This is a genomic window from Blastococcus tunisiensis, from assembly GCF_900112815.1.
Classification (GTDB): Bacteria; Actinomycetota; Actinomycetes; order Mycobacteriales; family Geodermatophilaceae; genus Blastococcus_B; species Blastococcus_B tunisiensis.
The window spans coordinates 269,698-291,066 of the sequence record NZ_FOND01000001.1 but is presented as its reverse complement, the minus strand read 5'-3'; the positions used below and the strand labels follow the sequence as shown (position 1 = coordinate 291,066).

Below are 21,369 nucleotides of genomic sequence, written 5' to 3'. Positions count from 1 at the left end.
TCAGCGGCCCCGGTAGTTCGGTGCTTCGACGGTCATCTGGATGTCGTGCGGGTGGCTCTCGATCAGCCCGGCCGAGGTGATCCTGGTCAGCTGTCCGCGCTCCTTGAGGTCGGCGACCGTGGCGGCCCCGGCGTAGCCCATGGAGGCGCGCAGGCCGCCGACGAGCTGGTGGGCGACACCGGACAGCGCACCCCGGTAGGGCACCTGTCCCTCGATGCCCTCGGGGACGAGCTTGTCGTCGGAGAGGACGTCGTCGGCGAAGTAGCGGTCCCGGCTGAAGGACTGGTTGCCACGCTTCTGCATGGCACCGAGCGACCCCATGCCGCGGTAGGTCTTGTACTGCTTGCCGTTCATGAAGACCAGCTCGCCCGGGGCCTCCTCGACCCCGGCGAACAGCCCGCCGATCATCACCGTGTCCGCGCCGGCGACCAGCGCCTTGGCGATGTCGCCGGAGTACTGCAGGCCGCCGTCGGCGATGACCGGCACGCCGGCCGGCCCGGCCGCCAGCCAGGCCTCGTAGATGGCGCTGACCTGCGGGACGCCGACGCCGGCGACGACGCGGGTGGTGCAGATGGACCCGGGCCCGACGCCGACCTTCACCGCGTCGACGCCGGCGTCGATCAGCGCCTGCGCACCCGCGCGGGTGGCGATGTTGCCGCCGACCACCTCGACGCCGTGCTCGCCGCCGAAGTCCTTCTTCACCCGGGCGACCATCTCGAGGACGGCACGCTGGTGGCCGTGCGCGGTGTCCACCACAAGCACGTCCACCCCGGCCTCGACCAGCAGACCGGCCCGCTTGTAGGCGTCCTCGCCGACACCCAGCGCGGCGCCGACGACCAGCCGGCCGTTCGCGTCCTTGGTCGAGAGGGGGTACTGGTCGCGCTTGACGAAGTCCTTGACGGTGATCAGCCCGCGCAGGCGCCCGGCGTCGTCGACGAGCGGCAGCTTCTCGACCTTGTGCCGGGACAGCAGGGCGAGCGCGGTGTCGGCGTCGACGCCGACCGGGGCCGTCACGAGCGGCATCGGCGTCATCACGTCGCGCACCAGCCGGTGGTGGTCGGTCTCGAACCGCATGTCGCGGTTGGTGACGATGCCGAGCAGGACGCCGTCGGCGTCGACCACCGGGGCACCGGAGATCCGGTACCGGGCCGAGAGCGCGTCCACCTCGGCGAGGGTGTTGTCCGGCGAGCAGGTGACCGGGTTGGTGACCATCCCGGCCTCGGAGCGCTTCACCAGGTCCACCTGGCCGGCCTGGTCCTCGGCGGCGAGGTTGCGGTGCAGGACGCCCATGCCGCCGACGCGGGCCATGGCGATGGCCATGCGCGCCTCGGTCACGGTGTCCATCGCGCTGGAGAGCAGCGGCACGGCGAGCCGGATGCGGCGGGTGACCTGGCTGCTGGTGTCGACCTCGGTGGGCACGATGTCCGAGGCCCCGGGGATCAGCAGGACGTCGTCGTAGGTGAGACCGAGCGGGGCGAACTTCGCCGGCAGCTCGGGCACGGAGTCGGGCTGCATGAGGCGCGGCCACCCTTCGGCGGATCGGGTCGAACTGCGGTCGGCGGACGTCGCCGGACGCGGCGAGGTTCGCCACCGATCCTAGGCGGCGGCCGGAAGGGGCGGTGTTCTGCCTGCCCGGCCGTTACCGTGGAGGGCGTGACTCCGTTCGACGACGCCTCCGGTCCCGACTTCGGGCCCCTCGACCCGGCGGGCCAGCCCCCGCTGACGATGGAGGAGCGCGCCGGTGTCCTCGACGACCTCGCCGAGCTCGAGGTGTTCCGCACCCTGCTCGAACCGACCGGCGTCAAGGGCATCGTCGTCGACTGCCCCGACTGCGACGAGGAGCACCACGTCGACTGGGCGCTGATGCAGGCCAACCTCCGCCAGTTGCTGGACGAAGGGCAGACCGGCCGGCACGAACCGCCCTTCGACCCGAACCCCGACGACTACGTCAGCTGGGACTACGCCAGCGGTTACGCCGACGGGGTCGCCGCCACCGCCGAGCAGGAGGAGCCGACCGGCCGCCACGGCGGCCGGCACGCCCGCGAGGAGTAGCCACGGGACGCACTGATCCCGCCGAGCGGGCCCCGGAGGGTCCGCGCAGGACAGATGGTCGAGCCCCCGTGCCAGCTCGTCGGTCACCACGGATCGCCCGCGCCGGCCCGGCAGTCCGTCGAGGGCTCAGGGCGTCAGCTCGTAGACCGTGTTGAACGGGTCGTCGACCTGGACGTGCCGCACGTCCCGGAAGCCCGCTCCGGCGGCCATCCGGCGCAGCACCGGTTCGGCGAGCCCGCACGTGCCCAGTCCGGCACCACCCTCGGCGAGGGAGACGGTGAGGCAGAAGCTGACGCTGGACGCGTACATGATCGTCGCGATCGGGCCGACGTTGTCCTCCGGCCGTTCCCCGCACCGGACGTCGACGCACACGAAGCGGCCGCCCGGGGCGAGCGCCGCGTGGATCGCGCGCAGGATCCCCGCCGGATCCACCGCGTCGTGGATCACGTCGAACGCCGTGATCACGTCGAAGGTCTCGGGCAGGCCGGCGGTGACGTCGTGGACCTCGAACCGCACTCGGTCCGCGACCCCGGCCTCGAGCGCCGCCCGCTGCGCGACGGCGACGTCGCCGGCGTGCACGTCGTAGCCGGCGAACCGTGACCGCGGGTAGGCCTGGGCCAGTCGGATCGCCGCCAACCCGCGGCCGCACCCCACGTCCGCGACCGACGCACCCGCCTCCAGTACGGCCGCGATCTCCGGCAGCCGCGGAAGCCACTCCTGTCGCAGCGCGTTCTCGAACCACGGTGCGGTGAAGCGGGCCAGCGTCTCCCGGTTCTGCTCCGTGAAGGAGTCCGCCGCGATGCCGCCGCCGCGCCGGAAGACCTCGAGAAGCTCGGCGAACGTCTCCGCCTTCTCGATGCTGTCGCGCAGGGCCGCGCCGAAGAACATCGGTCCCCCCTCCTGCGCCAGCACCGGGGCGTGCTCGGCGGGCAGCGCGTACCGGCCGGTGGACGCGTCGAACGTCAGGTAGCCGGCCGCGTTCATCCCGGCCAGCCATTCCCGGACGTACCGCTCGTCCAGGCCCGCACGACCGGCCAGCTCGACACTCGTCGCGGGCCCTCGTCCGTCCAGATCGGTGAACAGGCCGAGGGCGTCGCCGAGGGCGCCGAGGTAGCAGGCGCTCGCCCCCGCGAAGTCGCCGAGCACCTTCTCCGCGAAGGCCTCGACCCGGGCGTCGTCGACGATGGTCCGGGTAGCTGTCATGGGGTTTTCGTACTCGGCGACGGTCGCCGGTGCATCGGGCAGCTGACCTACGTTTCCGGCCGGTCCGGCACCAACCCGTGCCGCATCGCGAACAGCGCCGCCTCGGTCCGGCTGCGGACGCCGAGCTTGAGGTAGACGTGCTCGAGATGGGCCGCGACGGTCTTGCGCGAGATGCCGAGCTGCCGGGCGATCTGCGGGTTGGGCAGCGCCCTCGCGAGCAGCACGAGCACCTCCACCTCGCGCGCCGTCAGCCCGCCCGGCAGGCCCGCCCGGCGCCGCACGCGGTGCCCGGCCGCGGCCAGCACCGCGTCGGCGGCCACCCCGTCGACCCGGCCGGCGCGGACCTCGGCGCGGAGCAGCTCCTGGGCCGGCGCCGGCGCATGTGCGCAGCGGTGCGGGCGAGGTTCGACCAGGGCGTGGTAGACGTCGGCGGCGGCGAGGATGCGGGCGGTCACCGGGATGGCCGCTGCGGTCAGGGCGCGCGGGTAACCCGAGCCGTCGAGGCGCTCGTGGTGCAGGCCGGCCAGGGCGGCGATGTCCCCCAGCACGGACGAGCGGCCCAGCGTCCGTTCGGCCAGGTAGGGATGGGTACGGACGCGCTCGCGTTCGGCGTCGGTCAGCGCCCGGGGGCTGTCCCACACGACGCTCGGGACCCCGAGCCTTCCCACGTCGTGCACCAGCCCGGCCCGCCGCAGGAGGACCACGTCGGACGGTGGCAGCCCCGACCGCCGGGCGGCCTCGGCCGCCAGCGCGGAGACGCCGCGCGAGTGTCCCAGCGTGAACGGGGACTTCAGGTCGGTGAAGTCGGCGACAGCCTCCAGCGCAGCGTCCAGTTCGGTGCCCGACAGCATCCGGGCGAGGCCCGGTTCGCCCTCGATCACCGCGTCCCAGCAGGTAGCGCCGTCCAGGCCGCGCAGCAGGTCCGGCGCGCGCACGCAGAACCGGTCGACCAGGTCGGGGGCGAACTGCGTCCCCCGACGGGCCCGCGCGACCTCGACCGCGGCCGAGACTCCGCCCGCCCGGTGGAACACCTCGACGATGTCGGCCAGCTGGACGATCCGGATCACCGGCGCCAGCTGCCCGTCGGCGATCCCGCGCGGGCCGCCCTTGCCGTCGAAGCGTTCCAGTGCCTGGAGCAGGGGTTCCCGGACGGCGGCGGCGCAGCCCAGACGATCGGCCAGCTCACCGGCCGCCTGGCACTGCGCCGCGATCACCCGTTCCAGCGGGCGTCCGCCGGCCGCGAGGAACTGTCCGATGAGGCTGATCCGCCGCAGCGGTGACCGCCCGGCACCGATCCGCCGCAGCAGGAACAGCAGCATCCGGGTGTCGGCGAAGTCGACTCCGGAGGCATCCGCCGCCAGGTCGGCCTCGTCGCCGAACCACACCCCGACCTCGTGGGTGTCGGCGACGCAGACCACCCACGCCAGCAGCGACACGTAGTACGTCGCCGCCCGTTCCTCGACGTCCAGGTCCTCGGCCTCAGCCAGCCGCAGCGCCACGATCGTGCTGCGGAGCACGTGCTCCATGGGCTGGCCGAGCCCCAGGTCGACAGGTAGTGACAGGGCGGCCACCAGCTCGGCGAGCCGGACGCCGGTCTCCTCGTCGGGAGCCACCCGCCGAGTCTAGGGCCGACGATCCGCCGGGACTGGTGACGGCGGAGCGCTGATCGCGCGGAGTGGGAACCGCAGGGAGCCGCGCAGCGGCGATGCTCCCTCACGTGGTGCGATCCGGAGGATCGCGGTGTCACGGCGCGCTCAGGCCATGATGCCGCGGCGGAAGCCGATGGCGACGGCCTCGGCACGGTCCTTGGCGCTGAGCTTGCGGAACAGCCGGCGGGCGTGGGTCTTGATGGTGTCCTCGGACAGGTAGAGCTCGCGGCCGATCTGGGCGTTGCTCTTGCCCTGGCTCATGCCGGTGAGCACCTGCATCTCCCGCATGGACAGGCTGGCCTGCGGTGCGGCCTCGCGGACCGTCGAGCGGACGGTCGTCGGCGCGGAACCGTTCAGCGGGGCGGCACCGCTCCAGGCGGGCACACCGTTCGTGTGGCCGGAGGCGACCTGCTGCGGGATGCGGCCGCCGTCGGCGCGCAGCCCGACCCGCGACAGGCCCAGGCCCATCTCGATCGGGCTGGCGTCCCACCGGAGGTAGCCGCGGGCCCCGAAGGCGACGGCGGCCCGGACGCTCTCCGCGTCGTCGGGCGCACCGAGGACCAGCACGGGCAGGCCCGGGTAGGCCCGCAGCGCCTGGGTGGCGGCGCTGAGCCCGGTGTCGACCGCCCGCTGGGTGCCGACGATCAGCACGTCGGGCGACCGGGTGGCCAGCCGGGACATCAGGGACGCGGCGTCGGCGACGACCTCGACCCGGCCCACGAACGGCAGCGCCACCAGGCGCGAGGCGACGTCGTCCCGGACGCGCCGGCGCTCGTCGTACACCCAGACAGTGGCGCCGTTGACCGGCCCACGCATCTTGTCCTCGATCACGCCTAGCTCCTCGCTCCCCCCGGACGGCTGGCGGCCGGGCCCGAACCGGCCGGGGAACACCCGGCCGGGCGTCGCGCGGGTCGCGGTCCCCGTCCGTGGGAGCCACCGCCGCTGCGCTGGTCGCGGCACGGTTCCGGCGGGAAATTCCCTCCGGAACCGACGCGTCCAGAACCCACCTTGATCGACACGATCGGGCTACGACAGCGGCCATCACCCCGGGGGGTGAGGGCCGGTGACGGAGAACATCGGACGAAAAGTTGCGATCACGACGTGTTTGACCATGGGGGGCCAAGGGCACCGGCCCCTTGCAGCCGGACAGCCCCCCTCCGGCTCACCGAGCCCTGGAGGACACATGGCCGACATTCGCAGGCTCCCGACGCCGGTCGCCGAGGTCTGGGACTGGCAGCTCCACGGCGCATGCCGTGGCGAGAACACGTCCCTCTTCTTCCACCCGGACGGTGAACGCGGCCCGGCCCGGGCGCGGCGGCAGAACGCCGCGAAGGCCGTGTGCGCGCGCTGCCCGGTTCTCGAGTCCTGTCTCAAGCACGCACTGTCGGTCCGGGAGCCCTACGGGGTCTGGGGTGGCATGAGCGAGGAGGAGCGGGCCCGGCTGATCGCCGCGGAGCCCGCCGCCGTCGCCGCCGGGGTCTGACTCCCACACACGTCCGAGAGGGCCCGGTCCAGGAATCCTGGACCGGGCCCTCTCGTGTGCGCGGCCGGACGGGCGCCGCAGCTCGTCCTCCCCCACCGTGGCGCGTCCTCCCCCGCCGTCTGCCACGAGGGAGGACGCGCCACGATCAGGTCACCTGATCATCGGGGCCCGTCCCGGGGCTCGCCGCGAGCGCGCGAGCGGTGAGGAGGACGGGGGCCCTTCTCAGTGCGAGTGGCCGTGGCCGCCGTGCGAGTGGCCGTGGGTGTGGTGCCCGCCGCCGTGCTCGTGCTCCTCCTCCTCGGGCTTCTCCACGATCGCGGAGTCGGTGGTGAGCACCATCGCCGCGATGGAGACGGCGTTGCCCAGCGCGGCCTTGGTGACCTTGACCGGGTCGATGACGCCCTGGGCACCGAGGTCGCCGAACTCGCCGGTCGCCGCGTTGAAGCCCTGCGGGTAGCCCAGCTCGCGGACCTTGCTGACGACGACGCGACCCTCGGCCCCGGCGTTCTCCGCGATCCGGGCCAGCGGGGCGTCCAGCGCCGAGCGCACGGCGCGGGCACCGGTCAGCTCGTCACCGGTCAGGTCGAGCGCGTCGATCGCGGCGGCGGTGTGCACCAGCGCCGAGCCACCGCCGGGGATGACCCCCTCCTCGACCGCCGCGCGGGTGGCCGCGATCGCGTCCTCGATGCGGTGCTTGCGCTCCTTGAGCTCCACCTCGGTGGCCGCACCCACGCGGATGACGCCGATGCCGCCGGCCAGCTTCGCGAGGCGCTCCTGGAGCTTCTCGCGGTCCCAGTCGGAGTCCGTGGCCTCGATCTCGCGGCGGATCTGCGCGACCCGGTCGCCGATGGCCTCCGACGTGCCGCCGCCGTCGACGATCGTGGTCGTCTCCTTGTCGACGGTGACCCGCCGGGCGGTGCCGAGCACCTCGAGGCCCACCGAGTCCAGGGACAGGCCGACGTCCTCGCTGACCACCTGGCCGCCGGTGACGACGGCGAGGTCGGTCATGAACGCCTTCCGCCGGTCGCCGAAGAAGGGCGACTTCACCGCGACGACCTTGATGGTCTTGCGGATGGAGTTGACGACCAGGGTGGACAGCGCCTCGCCCTCGACGTCCTCCGCGACGATGAGCAGCGGCCGACCACCGGTCGACAGCACCTTCTCCAGCAGCGGGAGGAGGTCGGCCAGCGCGCCGACCTTGCCGCTGACCAGGAGCACGAGGGCGTCCTCGAGGACGGCCTCCATCGCCTCGGAGTCGGTCACGAAGTACGGCGACAGGTAGCCCTTGTCGAACTGGACGCCCTCGGTGACGTCCAGGTCGGTGGACATCGTGTTGCTCTCCTCGACGGTGATCACACCGTCCTTGCCGACCCGCTCCATCGCCTCGCCGATCAGCTCCCCGACCTCGGGGTCCTGCGCGGAGACGGTGGCGACGCCGGCGATGGCCTTCCGGTCGTCGACCGGGATGGCGACCTTGTCCAGCTCGGCGTGCACGGCGTCGACCGCGGCGCGCATGCCGCGGCCCAGGGCCATCGGGTTGGCGCCGGCCGCGACGTTCTTCATGCCCTCGTGGACCAGCGCCTGGGCCAGGACCGTCGCGGTGGTGGTGCCGTCGCCGGCGATGTCGTTGGTCTTGGTGGCGACGTTCTTGGCGAGCTGGGCGCCGAGGTTCTCGTACGGGTCCTCGAGCTCGATCTCGCGGGCGATGGTCACGCCGTCGTTGGTGATGGTCGGGGCGCCGAACTTCTTGTCGATGACGACGTTGCGGCCGCGGGGGCCGAGCGTCACCTTGACCGCGTCGGCGAGCTTGTCGACGCCGCGCTCGAGGGCGCGCCGGGCGTCCTCGTTGAACTTGATGATCTTGGGCATGTGGACCTCTCGGTCAAGGAGTGCGTGGAGTGGGCCGGGCCGGACGTGGCCCAACGGCGACCGCCCCGGGACCCGAGGAGTTCGGGTCGCCCGGGGCGGTCGATCAGTGCTGGTGGAGCAGGTGTCGGGAGAAGGTCACTTCTCCACGACGGCGAGCAGGTCGCGGGCGGAGAGCACGAGGTACTCCTCGCCGCTGTACTTGACCTCGGTGCCGCCGTACTTGGAGTAGATGACCACGTCGCCCACGTTCACGTCGAGCGGGACGCGGTTGCCGTTGTCGTCGATGCGGCCGGGGCCGACGGCGACGACGGTGCCCTCCTGGGGCTTCTCCTTGGCGGTGTCCGGGATGACCAGACCGGAGGCGGTGGTGGTCTCGGCCTCGTTGGCCTGGACCACGACCCGGTCCTCCAGCGGCTTGATGCTGACCTTGGTAGCGGTCGTCACGTCGGTGACGCCCCCTTCGGTGTCGGACGGCTGGTGACTATGACGTTGTGGTGCTGAACTGCTGATGCTGTGGCACGGGATTCGGGCACCCGCCGTCGCGGGGGTCGGGCGCCAGCCCGTGTCGGTTGGCACTCTACCCACGAGAGTGCCAGCCGCTCAACCCGGTCCCCGGGGTGGGTGACGGCGGCGCCTCGCGGCCGGTGCGCGAGGCTGTGGCGGTGGACCCGGGATCCGATGAGCAGGCCGCCGAGACGGTGCGCCAGCTGAGCGCCCTGGCCACACCGGAGGGGGAGGCGGCGCTGTCCCGGGCCGCGGCGCTGCTGGCCGGCGGGACGGACGCCGTCTCGGCGCTGAGCCGCCTGCGCGCCGAGGTCGGCACGGAGCTGGCCGGTCCCGCGTGGGGCATCGCGCGTCAGCGGGAGAAGGCCCGCCCGGTGTTCGGCGCCGACGCCGACCGGCTGCTGTTCACCGCCGACACCCTCGAGCAGGCCGGACGCCCGGCCCTGGCCGACCGGCGCGCCACGCGGCTGCTCGCCGGGGGCGCGGACGCCGTGGCCGACCTCGGCTGCGCGGCCGGCACCGACACGATCGCCCTGGCGCGGGCGGGGGCCCGGGTGGTCGCCGTGGACCGCGATCCGGTGGCGCGGGAGCTCACCCGGCGCAACGTCACGGCGCTCGGCCTCGCCGGGGTTGAGGTGGTCGAGGCCGACGTCGTGGACCTGGTGGCGGCCGCCACGGACGGCGAGGTGGCCGGGTGCCGCGCCGCCGTCCTGGACCCGGCCCGGCGGGCCGGCGGCCGCCGGCAGCTGGACCCGGACCGCTGGTCGCCGCCCTGGTCGACGGTCGGCACGCTCCTCGAGCGCCTCCCCGACGCGGTGGTCAAGGTCGCGCCCGGGCTCGACCACGACCGCGTCCCGCCCGGCGTGGAGGCCGAGTGGGTGTCCGCGGGCGGCACCATCGTCGAGGCGCTGCTGTGGGGCCGTGGCCTGTCGACCACCTGGCGGCGGGCGACCCTGCGGCACGACGGCCGCTTCACCGAGGTGACGGCGGACGACGACCCCGGCCCGGCCCCCGTCGACGCCGTCCGCGGCTGGCTGCACGAGCCCGATCCGGCGCTCATCCGCTCGGGTCTGCTGTCACTGGTGGCCGCGGACCTGGGTGCCACGCTCGTCGACCCGACGATCGCCTACCTGACGTCGGACAGGGCGACCGACTCCCCCTGGGTCCGCTCCTACCGGGTGAGCGAGGTGCTGCCGTTCAACCTCAAGAAGCTGAAGGCGCACCTGCGGGGGCGCGGCATCGGCCGGGTCGTGGTCAAGAAGCGCGGCTCGGCGATCGAGCCGGAGGCCCTCGCCCGGCGGCTGAGAGGGCCGGGGACCGACGCGGCGGTCGTCGTGGTGACCCGCGTGGCCGGCGCCCCGACGGCGCTGGTGTGCGCGGCTCAGGCCCGGTAGGCCAGCCGGAGCCCGCCCCAGTGCCGGCCCTGCACCGAGATAGGTGCGGAGACGTCCTTATCAGCACGAACGTGCCGCCGCCCATGTCGCGGCGGTAGGTCTGCAGCAGGAACGGCCGGGTGTTGCGCGCCGCGGCCAGCCCGGTGCGGTCGTCGAACACCCGCCGGTTGCGGCAGTGCGCGGTGTTCCAGACCGGGTCGGGGCCCTGCGGGTGGCTGAACACCCGGTTGTGCGTGGGCAGGTAGCCGTTGCGGTCGACCGCGGCGCAGAAGGCGACCCGCTCGTCGAGGGCGAGCATCGGCTCCTGCACCTCCGGCAGCACCCGGTCGGTGAAGGCGGTGAAGCGGGTGGTGTGCTGCACCGGATCACTGCCCGGCACCGGGCGGTAGTGCTCGTCGAAGAGGTCGGCGAGCGACACCTCGCCGGTGCGCACCGCGGCCTCGAACCTCTCCTGCACGACGGCGGCGGTCCGCTGCACGGCCTCGACGAACGGGGTGTCCGGCGTCGGCACACCCAGCGTGGCGACCCCGCCGATGAGTTCCTCGGCCACCCCGAGCAGCGTGTGCACCCGCGAGCGGGCGCCCTCGAGCTCGCGGCTGCTGAGGTCGACGGAGGCGACCAGCTGCGACATCCCGGCGACGTAGTCGTCGACGCGCGAGGCGCTCCCGGCGGCGACGTCGGCGACGGCCGAGACCTGCTCGTCGATGCTGCCCATGGCGCCGCTCACCGTCTCCAGCGCGCTGCCGAGCGAGCCGGTGGCGTCCTGGGCCGCCTGCGCGCGGACCTCCGCCTGGCTGCCGTGCTCGCTGAGCGCGTCCAGCTGCCCGGTCAGCACGCCCAGCGTGGTGTCGATCCGGCCGGCCGCCGCGATCGACTGGTCGGCCAGCTGCCGCACGTTGTCGGCGATGACCGTGAACCCCTTGCCCGCCTCACCGGAGCGGGCCGCCTCGATGCGGGCGTTGAGGGCGAGCACGTGGGTCCGCTCGGCGATGGCGTGGATCTCCTGCGCGATCGTGGCGATGTCAGCGAGGGCCGAGCGGGTGGAGTCCAGCTCGCCGCCCACGGAGCCGACCCAGCCCACGAGCGCGTGGATGGCGTCGAGGGACTCGCGCAGCGCTCCCTGCGAACCGGCCGCGTCGGCCGCCGCGCGGCGGGAGGCCTCGTGCGCCTCGGCGGCCGCGGCGGAGACGGCGGCGTTGCCGGCCTGGATGCCGTCGGCGGTCTCCCGCAGCCGGGCGAAGGTGTCGGCCTGCTCCGTGGCGGTCGCCGACAGGACGTCGACATTGCCCGCGACGTCGACCAGCTCGATGCCGAGCCGTCCCGCGGAGTCGGCGATGCCGGCCACCACGTCCGCGTCCACCGCGGTCGCGGCGCGCGCCCGGGCGCGACCGTGCCTGGCTGCGGCGAACACGAACCGGTCCACAGCCACGTTCGCCCCCCGGCCGGTGAGTGGTGGTTGCGCTGTCGGCCGGGATGCTCCCAGCTCAGCGGCCGGATGTGACGTCGAACACGCCGGGCTCAGCGGCTCACGACGTCGATCGGCAGCGAGCTGTCGGCGCCCAGGTCCGGCGCCGACGGCGCCACCCCCGCCGTCACGAGCCGTGAGCCGAGCGCCGCGACCATGGCGCCGTTGTCGGTGCACAGCTTCGGGCTGGGCACCCGGAGCACGATGCCCGCCTGTGCGCAGCGCTCCTCGGCCAGCGCCCGCAGGCGGGAGTTGGCCGCCACCCCGCCGCCGAGCACGAGGTGGTCGACGCCGTGGTCGCGGCAGGCCCGCACCGCCTTGGCGGTCAGCACGTCGGCGACGGCCTCCTGGAAGGACGCCGCCACGTCGGCGACCGGCACCGGCTCCCCCGCCCGCTCCCGCGCCTCGATCCAGCGGGCGACGGCCGTCTTCAGCCCGGAGAAGGAGAAGTCGTAGGGCGCGTCGCGGGGACCGGTGAGACCGCGCGGGAAGCCGATCGCGGACCGGTCGCCGTCCCGGGCTGCGCGGTCGATCGGCGGGCCGCCCGGGAACGGCAGGCCGAGCACCCGGGCGACCTTGTCGAAGGCCTCCCCCGCGGCGTCGTCCACGGTCCGGCCGAGCGACTGCACCTCCTGCGCCAGGTCCGGCACGAGCAGCAGCGAGCTGTGCCCGCCCGACACGAGCAGCGCGATCGACGGCTCGGCCAGCGGACCGTGCTGCAGCTCGTCGACGGCGACGTGCGCGGCCAGGTGGTTGACGCCGTAGAGCGGCTTGCCCAGCGCCAGCGCGTAGGCCTTCGCCGCGGCCACGCCGACCAGCAGCGCGCCGGTGAGCCCCGGCCCGGAGGTCACCGCGACCGCGTCGACGTCGTCGATCGTGGCCCCCGCGTCGGCCAGCGCCCGGTGCACGGTCGGGACCATCGCCTCCAGGTGCGCCCGGGAGGCGATCTCGGGCACGACCCCGCCGAAGCGCTCGTGCTCTGCCATCGAGGTGGCCAGCGCGTCGGCCAGCAGGGTGCGCCCGCGGACCAGCCCGACACCGGTCTCGTCGCACGAGGTCTCGAAGCCCAGCACCAGGGCCTCCCCCGCCGCCCGCTCAGCCACGTGCGCCTCCCACCCGGCTCAGGGCCCGCACCCGCTTGCGCTTCATGACGACCGCGTCGGCGCCGCTGGGCTGGTAGTAGCCGCGGCGCCGGCCGATCTCGACGAACCCGCGGCGCCGGTAGAGGTGCTGGGCCGCCTCGTTGTCGGCGCGCACCTCGAGCAGCACGACGGGACTGCGCCGGTCGGCCTCGGCCAGCAGCGCGTCCAGCAGCAGCGAGCCGATGCCCTCGCCCTGCAGCGCCGTCGTGACGCCGAGGGTGGCCACGTGCGCCTCGTCGTCGTAGGCGATCAGGCCGCCGTAGCCGACCATCACCGGTGGCCCCTCGACCGGCTCGTCCTCGTCGCCGCTGACGTCGAACTCGGCCACCACGTAGAACCGGGTGCTCCCGCGGGAGAGCTCGTCGCGGTACATCGCCTCGGTCCAGGTGTCCGGCGCGAAGAGCTCCTCCTCCAGCCGCATGACGGCGGGGAGGTCGGCGAGGGTCATCGGCCGCAGCGTGACGGTCATGCCTGGGAGACCGCCTTGATCGCCGCCGGCGGGGTGGCGTCGGGCCGGCGCAGGTACAGCGGGAGCAGCGGGCCGGCCGAGGACGGGTCGGCCAGCTGCGGCTCGGCGGCGCGCAGCAACCCCGCCGTGGTCACCTCGGCCGGGACGACCTCCGCGCCCAGGCGGGCGGCGAACGCCGGGTCGCCGACGATCCGCCCCGACCGGCGCAGCTCCTCCGGGCGCAGCACGCCCGGCCCCCCGGTGCGGACGCCATCGGCGTCGTAGGCCGCCCAGTAGACCTCCTTGCGCCGCGCGTCGGTGACGACCGTCCGGACCCCCGAGCCGATCGCGTCGAGGGAGCAGACGCCGATGACCGGGAGGCCGCGGGCGTCACCCAGCGCCGCCGCGGTGACGATGCCGACCCGCAGCCCGGTGAACGGGCCGGGGCCGAGACCGGTGACGACGGCGTCCAGGTCGCCCATCGTGAGGCCGGCGTCGTCCAGCACGCTCGTGATCGCCGGGGTCAGCAGTTCCGCGTGCCGGTTCCCCGACGGGACCGCGCGCTCGGCCAGCACCTCGGGAGCGCCGTGCTCCGACCGGTCGGCGAGCCCGGCGACGAGCGTCGGGGTCGCGGTGTCGAGAGCGAGGACGAGCACGTCGAGCCACGTTACCGAGCAGGGGGCGGGCCGACTCAGGGGGCCAGCCGCTGCTCCCACCCCAGGCCGTGCGGCACGAGCAGCGCCGTCCGGACGTCGTCGTCCCGGCGGTCCAGCCGGATCTCCAGGTGCTCGTCGGCCAGCTGCTCGACGAGTCCCTCCCCCCACTCCACCACGGTGACCGACTCCGCCGTCGTCGCGTCGAGGTCGAGGTCGTCGACGTCGGCGACGCCGCCCAGGCGGTAGGCGTCGACGTGCACCAGGGGCACGCGCCCGCCCCGGTGCACCCGCGCGATGACGAACGTGGGCGAGGTGACCGGCTCACCGACGCCCAGGCCGGCGCCGATGCCCTGGGTCAGCGCGGTCTTCCCGGCCCCGAGCGGGCCGACCAGGACGACGAGGTCACCGGGCGCCACCAGGTCGGCCAGGTGCCTCCCCAGGGCGTGGGTGTCCGCCGGCGCCGGCAGCACGTGCTCGCGCCTCATGCCAGCGTCCCGGCGACGGCCCGGAGGTCGGCGAGCAGCCCCGCGCGCGGCGCCCCGTTCGGCCCGAACCGGATCGCCGCCGACGGGTGGTAGGTCGCCCAGACCGCGCGTCCACCCACGGCGTGCGGGCGGGCACGCACCTGCGCCAGCACCGTCCGCGGGCCGAGGAACCACTTCGCCGACGACAGACCCAGGGCCACGACGACCGGCGGGTCGAGCAGCTCCAGCTGGCGGCGCAGCCAGCCGCTGCAGCGCGCCACCTCCGGGGTCCTCGGGGTGCGGTTGCCCGGTGGTCGGCACTTCACGATGTTGAGCACGGCGGCCTCGGCCCGGGAGAGGCCGGCCTCACCGAGGAGCTGGTCCAGCAGCGCGCCGGACCGACCGACGAAGGGCCGGCCGGTGTCGTCCTCCGTGGCGCCGGGCGCCTCGCCGACGAGGGCGAACCGCGGCCGGCCGCCGGCCGGTACGTCCCCGACGACGACGTGCTGCCGGGTGGCCGCGAGCTCGGGGCAGGCGACGCAGGGCCGGTTGACCGCGGCGAGCATGGGCCAGTCGGGAGCCGCCGCGGCGACGCGGGCCACCTCGAGGGCCGCGTCGTCGGTCATGGCGTCGAACCGGGGCGGTCGGGGGGCGGCCACCACCGCACCCTAACGGCGGCCCTCAGCGCGGCGCGGTCGCGCCCGCCCGGCGGAGCAGCTCGGCGATGCGCTCGGTCACCACGGTCGGCTTCTCCAGCAGGACCATGTGCCCGGCATCGGGCACGACCACGTACTCCGCCTGCGGGAGCCGTTCCAGCAGCAGCTCGCTGTGCGCCATGGGGATGAGCGAGTCCTTGTCCCCGGTCAGCACCAGGGTGGGGACGCGGCGCAGGGGCTCCAGCGACCCGGTCTCGTCCAGGCCGGCCAGCGCCGGGTAGAACTCGGCGATCACGTCGACGGGCGTGCCGGCGATCATCGAGTCGACGTACCGCACGAGCGCGGGATCGACGTCCGGCGAGGCGAAGGACAGCGCCCGGGTGGCCGCGGAGACCACGTCCGCCGCGACGCGGCGGGTGCGCTCGGCGAAGGCGGGGCGGTGGCGCATCGTCCACGCGGCGACCGGGAAGACGGCCGCGCGGACCCGGGTGAGCAGCTCGGGCAGGCCGAAGTCCAGCTCGGCCAGCTGCCCGCTCGAGGTGGAGATCAACGCCGCCGCGGTCACCTTCGCGCCGAACAGCTCCGGTCGCAGGGCGGCCAGGCCCATGATCGTCATGCCGCCCATGGAGTGGCCGACCAGGACGACGGGCCCCCGTGGCACCCGCGCCTCGAGCACCGCGGCGAGGTCGCGCGCGAGCTGGTCGATGGTCGAGCGCTCAGGGGCTCCCCGGCCGGAGGCGCCGTGCCCGCGCTGGTCGTAGAACACCAGGCGCGCGTCCGGACGGTGCCCGTTGCCCGTGGCGAGCCGGGCGGCGAGGGTGCGGCGCTGGAACGTCCAGGAGGCCATGGAGAGCGTGTAGCCGTGCACGAACACCACGGTCAGCGGCGCGTCCGGGGGCCCGATCTCCTCCACGGCCAGCGGGACGCCGTCGTCGGCCGCCACGAGCACCGTCCGGTCCGCGTCCCGGGCCGCGGCACCGAGCGGGTCGTCCTCGCGCAGCCGGGCCGCGGTGAGCTCGGCGACGTCCGCCGCCGGCCCGAGCTCCGCCGCCCGCACCCGGCGCCCGGCGATCCGGGTGACCGCGACGCCGACCGCCGTGCCCGCGGCCGCCAGGCCGACCACGGCACCGACGATGCCGGCGGTGTGCCCGCGGGAGTGCGCGGGCCGGGACGCCCGGGCCATCAGACCGCCCCCGCCGAGCCGACGTGGCGGCGGGTGAACCGGCCGCCGATCCGGGTGACCAGCTCGTAGTGGATGGTGCCGAGCGCGTCGGCCCACTGCTGCGCCGTCGGCTCCCCGCGGTCGCCCGGCCCCCAGAGCACCACCTCGTCGCCGGCGGCCACGGGCGCGTCCCCGACGTCGACGACGAACTGGTCCATGCACACCCGGCCGGCGATCGTGCGCCGGGCTCCGGCGGCCAGGACCGGGGCGGTGTTGCCCGCCGCCCGCGGCACGCCGTCGGCGTAGCCGACCGGCACCAGGGCCAGCGTCGTCTCCTCCGGGGTGAAGTAGGTGTGGCCGTAGGAGACGCCGGCGCCGGCGGGGACGCGCTTGGTCAGCATCACCCGCGCCCGCACGGTCATGGCCGGGCGCAGACCGTGGGCCCGCGGGTCGGGGCCGCCGAGCGGGTCCAGGCCGTAGAGGGCGACACCGGGCCGCACCATGTCGTACCAGGTCTCCGGCAGGGCGATGGTGGCCGCCGAGTTGGCCAGGTGCAGCCGGGCGTCGGTCAGCCCGGCGGCCCGCGCGAGCGCGACCGCCTCCTCGAACACGCGCACCTGGGCGCCGATCGTGGGGTGCGTCGGGGCGTCGGCGTAGGCCAGGTGGCTCCAGAGCCCGACCACCGTCACGTGCCCGTCGGACTGCGCCCCGACCGCGGCCTCGACGAGCGCCGGCCAGTCCACCATCGTGGCCCCCTCGCGGGAGAGCCCGGTGTCGACGAACAGGTGCAGCTCGGCGGTGCGGCCGGTGGCCCGGGCCGCCGCGACCACCTCGTCCAGCCCCCAGACGGCGTTGACCGACACCTGCACGTCCCGCTCCAGCGCCGGGACGAAGTCGGTGCCCGGGTTGTGCAACCACGAGAGCACCGGCGCCGTCACGCCGGCGGACCGCAGGGCGAGGGCCTCGTCGAGGACGGTGACCCCCAGGCAATCCGCGCCCCCGGCCAGCACGGCGCGGGCGGCGGGCACCAGCCCGTGGCCATAGCCGTCGGCCTTCACCACCGCCATGAGGGGGCGGCCGACCCGCTCGCGGAGCAGGGCGGTGTTCGCGGCGATGGCGTCCAGGTCGACGACGATCTCGGCGCGGGCGGCTCGGTCGGTCACGGCCCCGAGTCTCCCAGGCCGGCAGGCCCCGGCCCGTGCACCCGGCCGACCGCCTCGGGCAGCCGGCGCACCAGGTCACCGGCGAGCAGCGGCCCGCGGCGGGCGGCGAGCTGCCCGGCGCGCCCGTGCAGGTGGGCGGCGGCCGCCCCGGCCTCGACGGCCGGCAGACCGGTGGCCAGCAGGGCGCCGGCGATGCCCGACAGCACGTCGCCGGTGCCGGCGGTGGCCAGCCACGGCGTACCGGTGCCGTTGACGAAGGCCGTCCCGTCGGCGTCCGCCACGACGGTGGCGTCCCCCTTCAGCAGCACGGTGCAGCCGAGGTCGGCGGCCAGCCGCCGGGCCGCCGCCACCCGGTCGGCGCCCACTCCGCCCCGCCCTGCACCGAACCGGCCGAACTCGCCGTCGTGCGGGGTGAGCAGCGTGCCGGCGGTCCGGTTCCGCACCAGCTCCGGCTGCTCGGCCAGCATCGTCAGCGCGTCGGCGTCGACGAGCACCGGCAGGTCGGTCGCCAGCACCTCGGCCAGGACGCTGCGGGCGGCGTCGTCGGTGCCCATCCCCGGTCCCACCACCCACGCCTGGACCCGGCCCGCGTCACCCGGTCGGCCGTCGGTGACGATCGCCTCGGGCCACGCCGCCCGGACGCCGTCTGCCGCGGTGCCGGCGTAGCGGACCAGCCCGGGCCGCGTCCGCAGCGCGGCCCCGGTGCAGAGGACCCCCGCCCCGGGATAGGCACTGGACCCGGCGACGATGCCGACGACGCCCTGCGAGTACTTGTCGTCCCCTGCCGACGGGGGTTCCAGGCGGGCGGCGACGTCGGGGTCGGCGAGCTGCCGGACGGTGGCCGCCGGCAGCTCCAGGCCGATGTCCACGAGGTGCACCTGGCCCGCCAGGGACCTCCCCTCGCCCACGACCAGCCCGAGCTTGACCGCGCCGAAGGTGACCGTGTGCATCGCGGGGAAGGCCGCGCCCTCCACCGCGCCGGTCGACGCGTCGACCCCGCTGGGGACGTCGACCGCGACGGTGATCCCCGCGCCGTTCGCGGCCAGCCCGGCCAGCCGGGCGGCCGGCGGCCGCAGACCCCCGGAACCGCCGATGCCCAGCATCCCGTCCAGCACCAGGTCGGCCCGGGTGACAGTGGCCTCCACACCGGCGGCTCCGGCCGGGAGCACCCGTCCACCCGCCCGTCGCAGGGCGGCCAGCGCGGGGCCGTGGACGCGCTCGGCGTCGAGGAGCACGGCGCTCACCCGGGCCCCGCGGGCGGCGAGACGGGCGCCGGCGAACAGCGCGTCGCCGCCGTTGTTGCCGGTGCCGACCAGCAGCGCGACCCGGCGTCCGTAGGTGTCGCCCAGCAGCCGCAGGCAGACCGTCGCCAGCCCCGCGGCGGCCCGCTGCATCAGCGCGCCAGGGGCGGTCGCCGCCAGGAGCGGTTCCTCGGCCGCGCGGACCTCGTCGGCCGTGTGCAGCCCGATGCCTCGTGACCTCGCGAGCTCGGTCACGTGCCCTCCCCGTCGGCTCGGGGGAATCCCTCGGCGACGACGACCGCCGACGCGATGCCGCCGTCGTGGCTCAGCGAGACGTGCCAGGACGAGATGCCCAGCTGGGCCGCCCGGCCGGCCACCGATCCGCGGACCGCCAGGTGCGGGCGACCGCGTTCACCGACGATGACCTCGGCGTCGTGCCAGCGCAGGTCGCCGGGGGCACCGAGGGCCTTCGCCAGCGCCTCCTTGGCCGCGAACCGGGCGGCCAACGACTCGCCGGTGCGCGGGTTCCCGGACGGCGTCAGCTGCTCGGCCGCGGTGAACAACCGGTCGCGCAGGCCCGGCGTACGGGTCAGCGACTCGGCGAAGCGCTCGACCGGGACCACGTCGATCCCCACCCCGATGATCACCGCGCCAGTCTGCCGCGACGCGCCCGCGGCCGCCGTCCGGCCCCATCGCCACCACCGCCGTCCGGGTGTCCGGGGCGCCGCGGTCCGGGCGCCGTCGTCCCCCGGCCGTCGTCCTCCCCCGCGGTAGCGCGTCCTCCCCCACCGTCCACCACGAGGGAGGACGCGCCATGATCAGGGAACCTGATCATGGCCGGGGTCATTCGACGGTGACGGACTTCGCCAGGTTGCGGGGCTGGTCGACGTCGTACCCGCGGGTGTCGGCGATCTCGCAGGCCAGCACCTGCAGCGGCACCGTGGTGACTACCGGGGCCATCAGGGTCGGCGTGCGCGGCACGCGGATGAGGTGGTCGGCGTACGGGACGACGTCCTCGTCGCCCTCCTCGGCGATCACGATCGTGCGCGCACCGCGGGCACGCACCTCCTGGATGTTCGAGACGACCTTGCCGTGCACCGACTCGCGGCTGCGCGGCGAGGGCACGATCACCACGACCGGGGTGCCCTGGTCGACGACGGCGATCGGCCCGTGCTTGAGCTCGCCGGCGGCGAAGCCCTCGGCGTGGATGTAGGCCAGCTCCTTGAGCTTGAGCGCGCCCTCCATCGCGACGGGGAACCCGACGTGCCGGCCGAGGAACAGGATCGTGTCGGAGTCCGCGAGCGTGCGACCGAGCTCGCGCACCTGGTCCATGCCGGTGAGCACCTGGGCCACCGCCTCGGGCAGCCGGCGGAGGTCCTCGACGATCGCGGCCACCTCGTCCTCGAACTTCATCCCGCGCACCTGGGCGAGGAACAGCCCGACCAGGTAGCAGGCCACGACCTGGGTGAGGAACCCCTTGGTGGAGGCGACGGCGATCTCCGGGCCGGCGTGGGTGTACAGGACGGCGTCGGACTCGCGCGGGATGGTCGAGCCGTTGGCGTTGCAGATCGCCAGCACCCGGGCCTTCTGGTCGCGGGCGTGCCGCAGGGCCATCAGCGTGTCCATCGTCTCGCCGGACTGGCTGATGACGACGACCAGCGTGGAGCGGTCGAGGACCGGGTCGCGGTAGCGGAACTCGCTGGCCACCTCGACCTCGACCGGGATGCGGGTCCAGTGCTCGATGGCGTACTTCGCGATCAGGCCGGCGTGGAAGGCGGTGCCGCAGGCCACCACGAAGATCTTGTCGATGTCGCGCAGTTCCTGGTCGGACAGCCGCACCTCGTCGAGCACGAGCTCGCCGTTCTCGCCGAGCCGGCCCAGCAGCGTGTCGGCGATCGCCTGCGGCTGCTCGGCGATCTCCTTCAGCATGAACCAGTCGTAGCCGCCCTTCTCGGCGGCGGCGGCGTCCCAGTCGACCGTGTAGGCCTTCGGCTCGGCCCGCTCGCCGGAGAAGTCGGTCACGGTCAGGCCGCGGCTGCGGTCGATCTCCACGACCTGGTCCTGGCCCAGCTCGCGGGCCTCGCGGGTGTGCCCGATGAACGCGGCCACGTCGGAGCCGAGGAAGTACTCGCCGTCGCCCACCCCGACGACCAGGGGGCTGCTGCGCCGGGCGGCCACCAGCGTGTCGGGCTCGGTCACCGCGGTGGCCACCAGCGTGAAGGCACCCTCCAGGCGGCGGCAGATCACCCGCATGGCCTCGGCCAGGCGCCCCTCCGCCTCCGGCAGCGCGGCGTAGGCGCGGGCCAGCAGGTGCGCGGCGACCTCGGTGTCGGTCTCCGACCCGAACTCCACGCCGTCGGCCTCGAGCTCGCTGCGGAGCGCGGCGAAGTTCTCGATGATGCCGTTGTGGATCACCGCGACGGTGCCGTCGTCGGAGACGTGCGGGTGGGCGTTGCGGTCGGTCGGCCCGCCGTGCGTGGCCCACCGGGTGTGCCCGATGCCCACCGTGGCGGCCGGCAGCGGGCGTTCGGCGAGGACCTTCTCCAGGTTGGCCAGCTTGCCGGCCTTCTTCGCCGTGCTCAGCTCACCGTCGGCGACGACCGCGATGCCGGCGGAGTCGTAGCCCCGGTACTCGAGCCGCCGCAGGCCCTCCAGGACGACGTCCCGGGCATCCTGAGGACCGACGTATCCCACAATTCCGCACATTGCACCGAGAGTACCGGTGGAGGCGGACCAGTCCGTCCTGGCGAGGCCGTGGCGCGCTCCCGCCCGACACCCGGCCCCCACGCGTCCCGCCCGTCACTCCCGGGGGCGGCGC

Annotated in this window: 19 protein-coding genes and 1 pseudogene; 3 read left to right on the top strand and 17 right to left on the bottom strand. The window is 74.8% G+C overall.

The genetic code is table 11. The annotated features are described in order from the left end of the window. A complete protein-coding gene (guaB, locus tag BM142_RS01405; protein WP_092194975.1) occupies window positions 1-1,515 on the bottom strand; it encodes an IMP dehydrogenase in 1,515 nt (504 codons plus the stop codon). A gap of 138 nt (window positions 1,516-1,653) precedes the next feature. On the opposite strand from guaB, the gene BM142_RS01400 reads away from it, so the two are divergent. Further along, window positions 1,654-2,052, top strand: coding sequence for a DUF5319 family protein (locus tag BM142_RS01400; protein WP_092195188.1), 399 nt, complete (start codon window positions 1,654-1,656; stop codon window positions 2,050-2,052). Window positions 2,053-2,178: 126 nt separating this feature from the next. Here BM142_RS01400 and BM142_RS01395 read toward each other — a convergent pair whose 3' ends face one another. From BM142_RS01395 to BM142_RS01385, 3 genes are all read right to left on the bottom strand, one after another. Further along, window positions 2,179-3,255 (bottom strand): class I SAM-dependent methyltransferase, encoded by a 1,077-nt coding sequence (locus tag BM142_RS01395; RefSeq protein ID WP_092194974.1) that lies wholly within the window; start codon window positions 3,253-3,255, stop codon window positions 2,179-2,181. Window positions 3,256-3,302: 47 nt separating this feature from the next. After that, the gene (locus BM142_RS01390) at window positions 3,303-4,868 is read right to left on the bottom strand and encodes an HD domain-containing phosphohydrolase (protein WP_217640517.1); all 1,566 of its coding nucleotides are present in this window, start codon (window positions 4,866-4,868) and stop codon (window positions 3,303-3,305) included. Between the two features lie 141 nt (window positions 4,869-5,009). Beyond that, window positions 5,010-5,735, bottom strand: a complete 726-nt coding sequence (locus BM142_RS01385) for a response regulator transcription factor (protein WP_092194973.1) — start codon at window positions 5,733-5,735, stop codon at window positions 5,010-5,012. Window positions 5,736-6,087: 352 nt separating this feature from the next. On the opposite strand from BM142_RS01385, the gene BM142_RS01380 reads away from it, so the two are divergent. Beyond that, window positions 6,088-6,387: a WhiB family transcriptional regulator gene (locus BM142_RS01380; protein ID WP_092194972.1), complete on the top strand. Its 300-nt coding sequence runs from the start codon at window positions 6,088-6,090 to the stop codon at window positions 6,385-6,387. 222 nt (window positions 6,388-6,609) lie between these two features. Here the strand turns inward: BM142_RS01380 and groL are convergent, their stop codons facing one another. Together groL and groES are read right to left on the bottom strand one after the other, a co-directional pair. Next, the gene (gene groL, locus BM142_RS01375) at window positions 6,610-8,256 is read right to left on the bottom strand and encodes a chaperonin GroEL (RefSeq protein ID WP_092194971.1); all 1,647 of its coding nucleotides are present in this window, start codon (window positions 8,254-8,256) and stop codon (window positions 6,610-6,612) included. Between the two features lie 135 nt (window positions 8,257-8,391). Beyond that, on the bottom strand, window positions 8,392-8,700 hold the full coding sequence (gene groES / locus BM142_RS01370; RefSeq protein ID WP_092194970.1) for a co-chaperone GroES: 309 nt from the start codon (window positions 8,698-8,700) through the stop codon (window positions 8,392-8,394). Between the two features lie 218 nt (window positions 8,701-8,918). On the opposite strand from groES, the gene BM142_RS01365 reads away from it, so the two are divergent. Continuing rightward, complete coding sequence (locus BM142_RS01365) at window positions 8,919-10,154, top strand: class I SAM-dependent methyltransferase (protein ID WP_092195186.1); 1,236 nt, start codon at window positions 8,919-8,921, stop codon at window positions 10,152-10,154. Between the two features lie 652 nt (window positions 10,155-10,806). Here BM142_RS01365 and BM142_RS24975 read toward each other — a convergent pair. From BM142_RS24975 to glmS, 11 genes and pseudogenes are all read right to left on the bottom strand, one after another. Continuing rightward, window positions 10,807-11,217 (bottom strand): annotated as a pseudogene (locus tag BM142_RS24975) (methyl-accepting chemotaxis protein); the annotation flags it as partial. A 455-nt stretch (window positions 11,218-11,672) separates the two neighbouring features. Next, on the bottom strand, window positions 11,673-12,722 hold the full coding sequence (gene tsaD / locus BM142_RS01355) for a tRNA (adenosine(37)-N6)-threonylcarbamoyltransferase complex transferase subunit TsaD (RefSeq protein ID WP_217640516.1): 1,050 nt from the start codon (window positions 12,720-12,722) through the stop codon (window positions 11,673-11,675). Then, entirely contained in the window at window positions 12,715-13,230 is a 516-nt protein-coding gene (gene rimI, locus BM142_RS01350; protein ID WP_092194968.1) for a ribosomal protein S18-alanine N-acetyltransferase, read from the bottom strand. The genes tsaD and rimI overlap by 8 nt, the downstream gene beginning before the upstream one ends. Then, window positions 13,227-13,865 carry a tRNA (adenosine(37)-N6)-threonylcarbamoyltransferase complex dimerization subunit type 1 TsaB gene (gene tsaB / locus BM142_RS01345; protein ID WP_092194967.1) on the bottom strand — a complete coding sequence of 213 codons (639 nt, stop codon included), beginning with the start codon at window positions 13,863-13,865 and terminating at the stop codon, window positions 13,227-13,229. The genes rimI and tsaB overlap by 4 nt, the downstream gene beginning before the upstream one ends. 35 nt (window positions 13,866-13,900) lie before the next feature. After that, on the bottom strand, window positions 13,901-14,350 hold the full coding sequence (tsaE, locus tag BM142_RS01340) for a tRNA (adenosine(37)-N6)-threonylcarbamoyltransferase complex ATPase subunit type 1 TsaE (protein ID WP_092194966.1): 450 nt from the start codon (window positions 14,348-14,350) through the stop codon (window positions 13,901-13,903). Then, entirely contained in the window at window positions 14,347-14,988 is a 642-nt protein-coding gene (locus BM142_RS01335) for a uracil-DNA glycosylase (RefSeq protein ID WP_254790451.1), read from the bottom strand. The genes tsaE and BM142_RS01335 overlap by 4 nt, the downstream gene beginning before the upstream one ends. Window positions 14,989-15,010: 22 nt before the next feature. Next, entirely contained in the window at window positions 15,011-16,168 is a 1,158-nt protein-coding gene (locus BM142_RS01330; protein WP_092194965.1) for an alpha/beta fold hydrolase, read from the bottom strand. Next, on the bottom strand, window positions 16,168-17,310 hold the full coding sequence (gene alr, locus BM142_RS01325; RefSeq protein WP_092194964.1) for an alanine racemase: 1,143 nt from the start codon (window positions 17,308-17,310) through the stop codon (window positions 16,168-16,170). The genes BM142_RS01330 and alr overlap by 1 nt, the downstream gene beginning before the upstream one ends. Next, window positions 17,307-18,806 carry an NAD(P)H-hydrate dehydratase gene (locus tag BM142_RS01320; protein WP_254790450.1) on the bottom strand — a complete coding sequence of 500 codons (1,500 nt, stop codon included), beginning with the start codon at window positions 18,804-18,806 and terminating at the stop codon, window positions 17,307-17,309. The genes alr and BM142_RS01320 overlap by 4 nt, the downstream gene beginning before the upstream one ends. Beyond that, complete coding sequence (locus tag BM142_RS01315; RefSeq protein ID WP_092194963.1) at window positions 18,803-19,198, bottom strand: holo-ACP synthase; 396 nt, start codon at window positions 19,196-19,198, stop codon at window positions 18,803-18,805. Before BM142_RS01315 ends, BM142_RS01320 begins: the two co-directional genes overlap by 4 nt. 196 nt (window positions 19,199-19,394) lie before the next feature. Beyond that, window positions 19,395-21,257 (bottom strand): glutamine--fructose-6-phosphate transaminase (isomerizing), encoded by a 1,863-nt coding sequence (gene glmS / locus BM142_RS01310; RefSeq protein WP_092194962.1) that lies wholly within the window; start codon window positions 21,255-21,257, stop codon window positions 19,395-19,397. Between the last annotated feature and the right edge of the window lie 112 nt (window positions 21,258-21,369).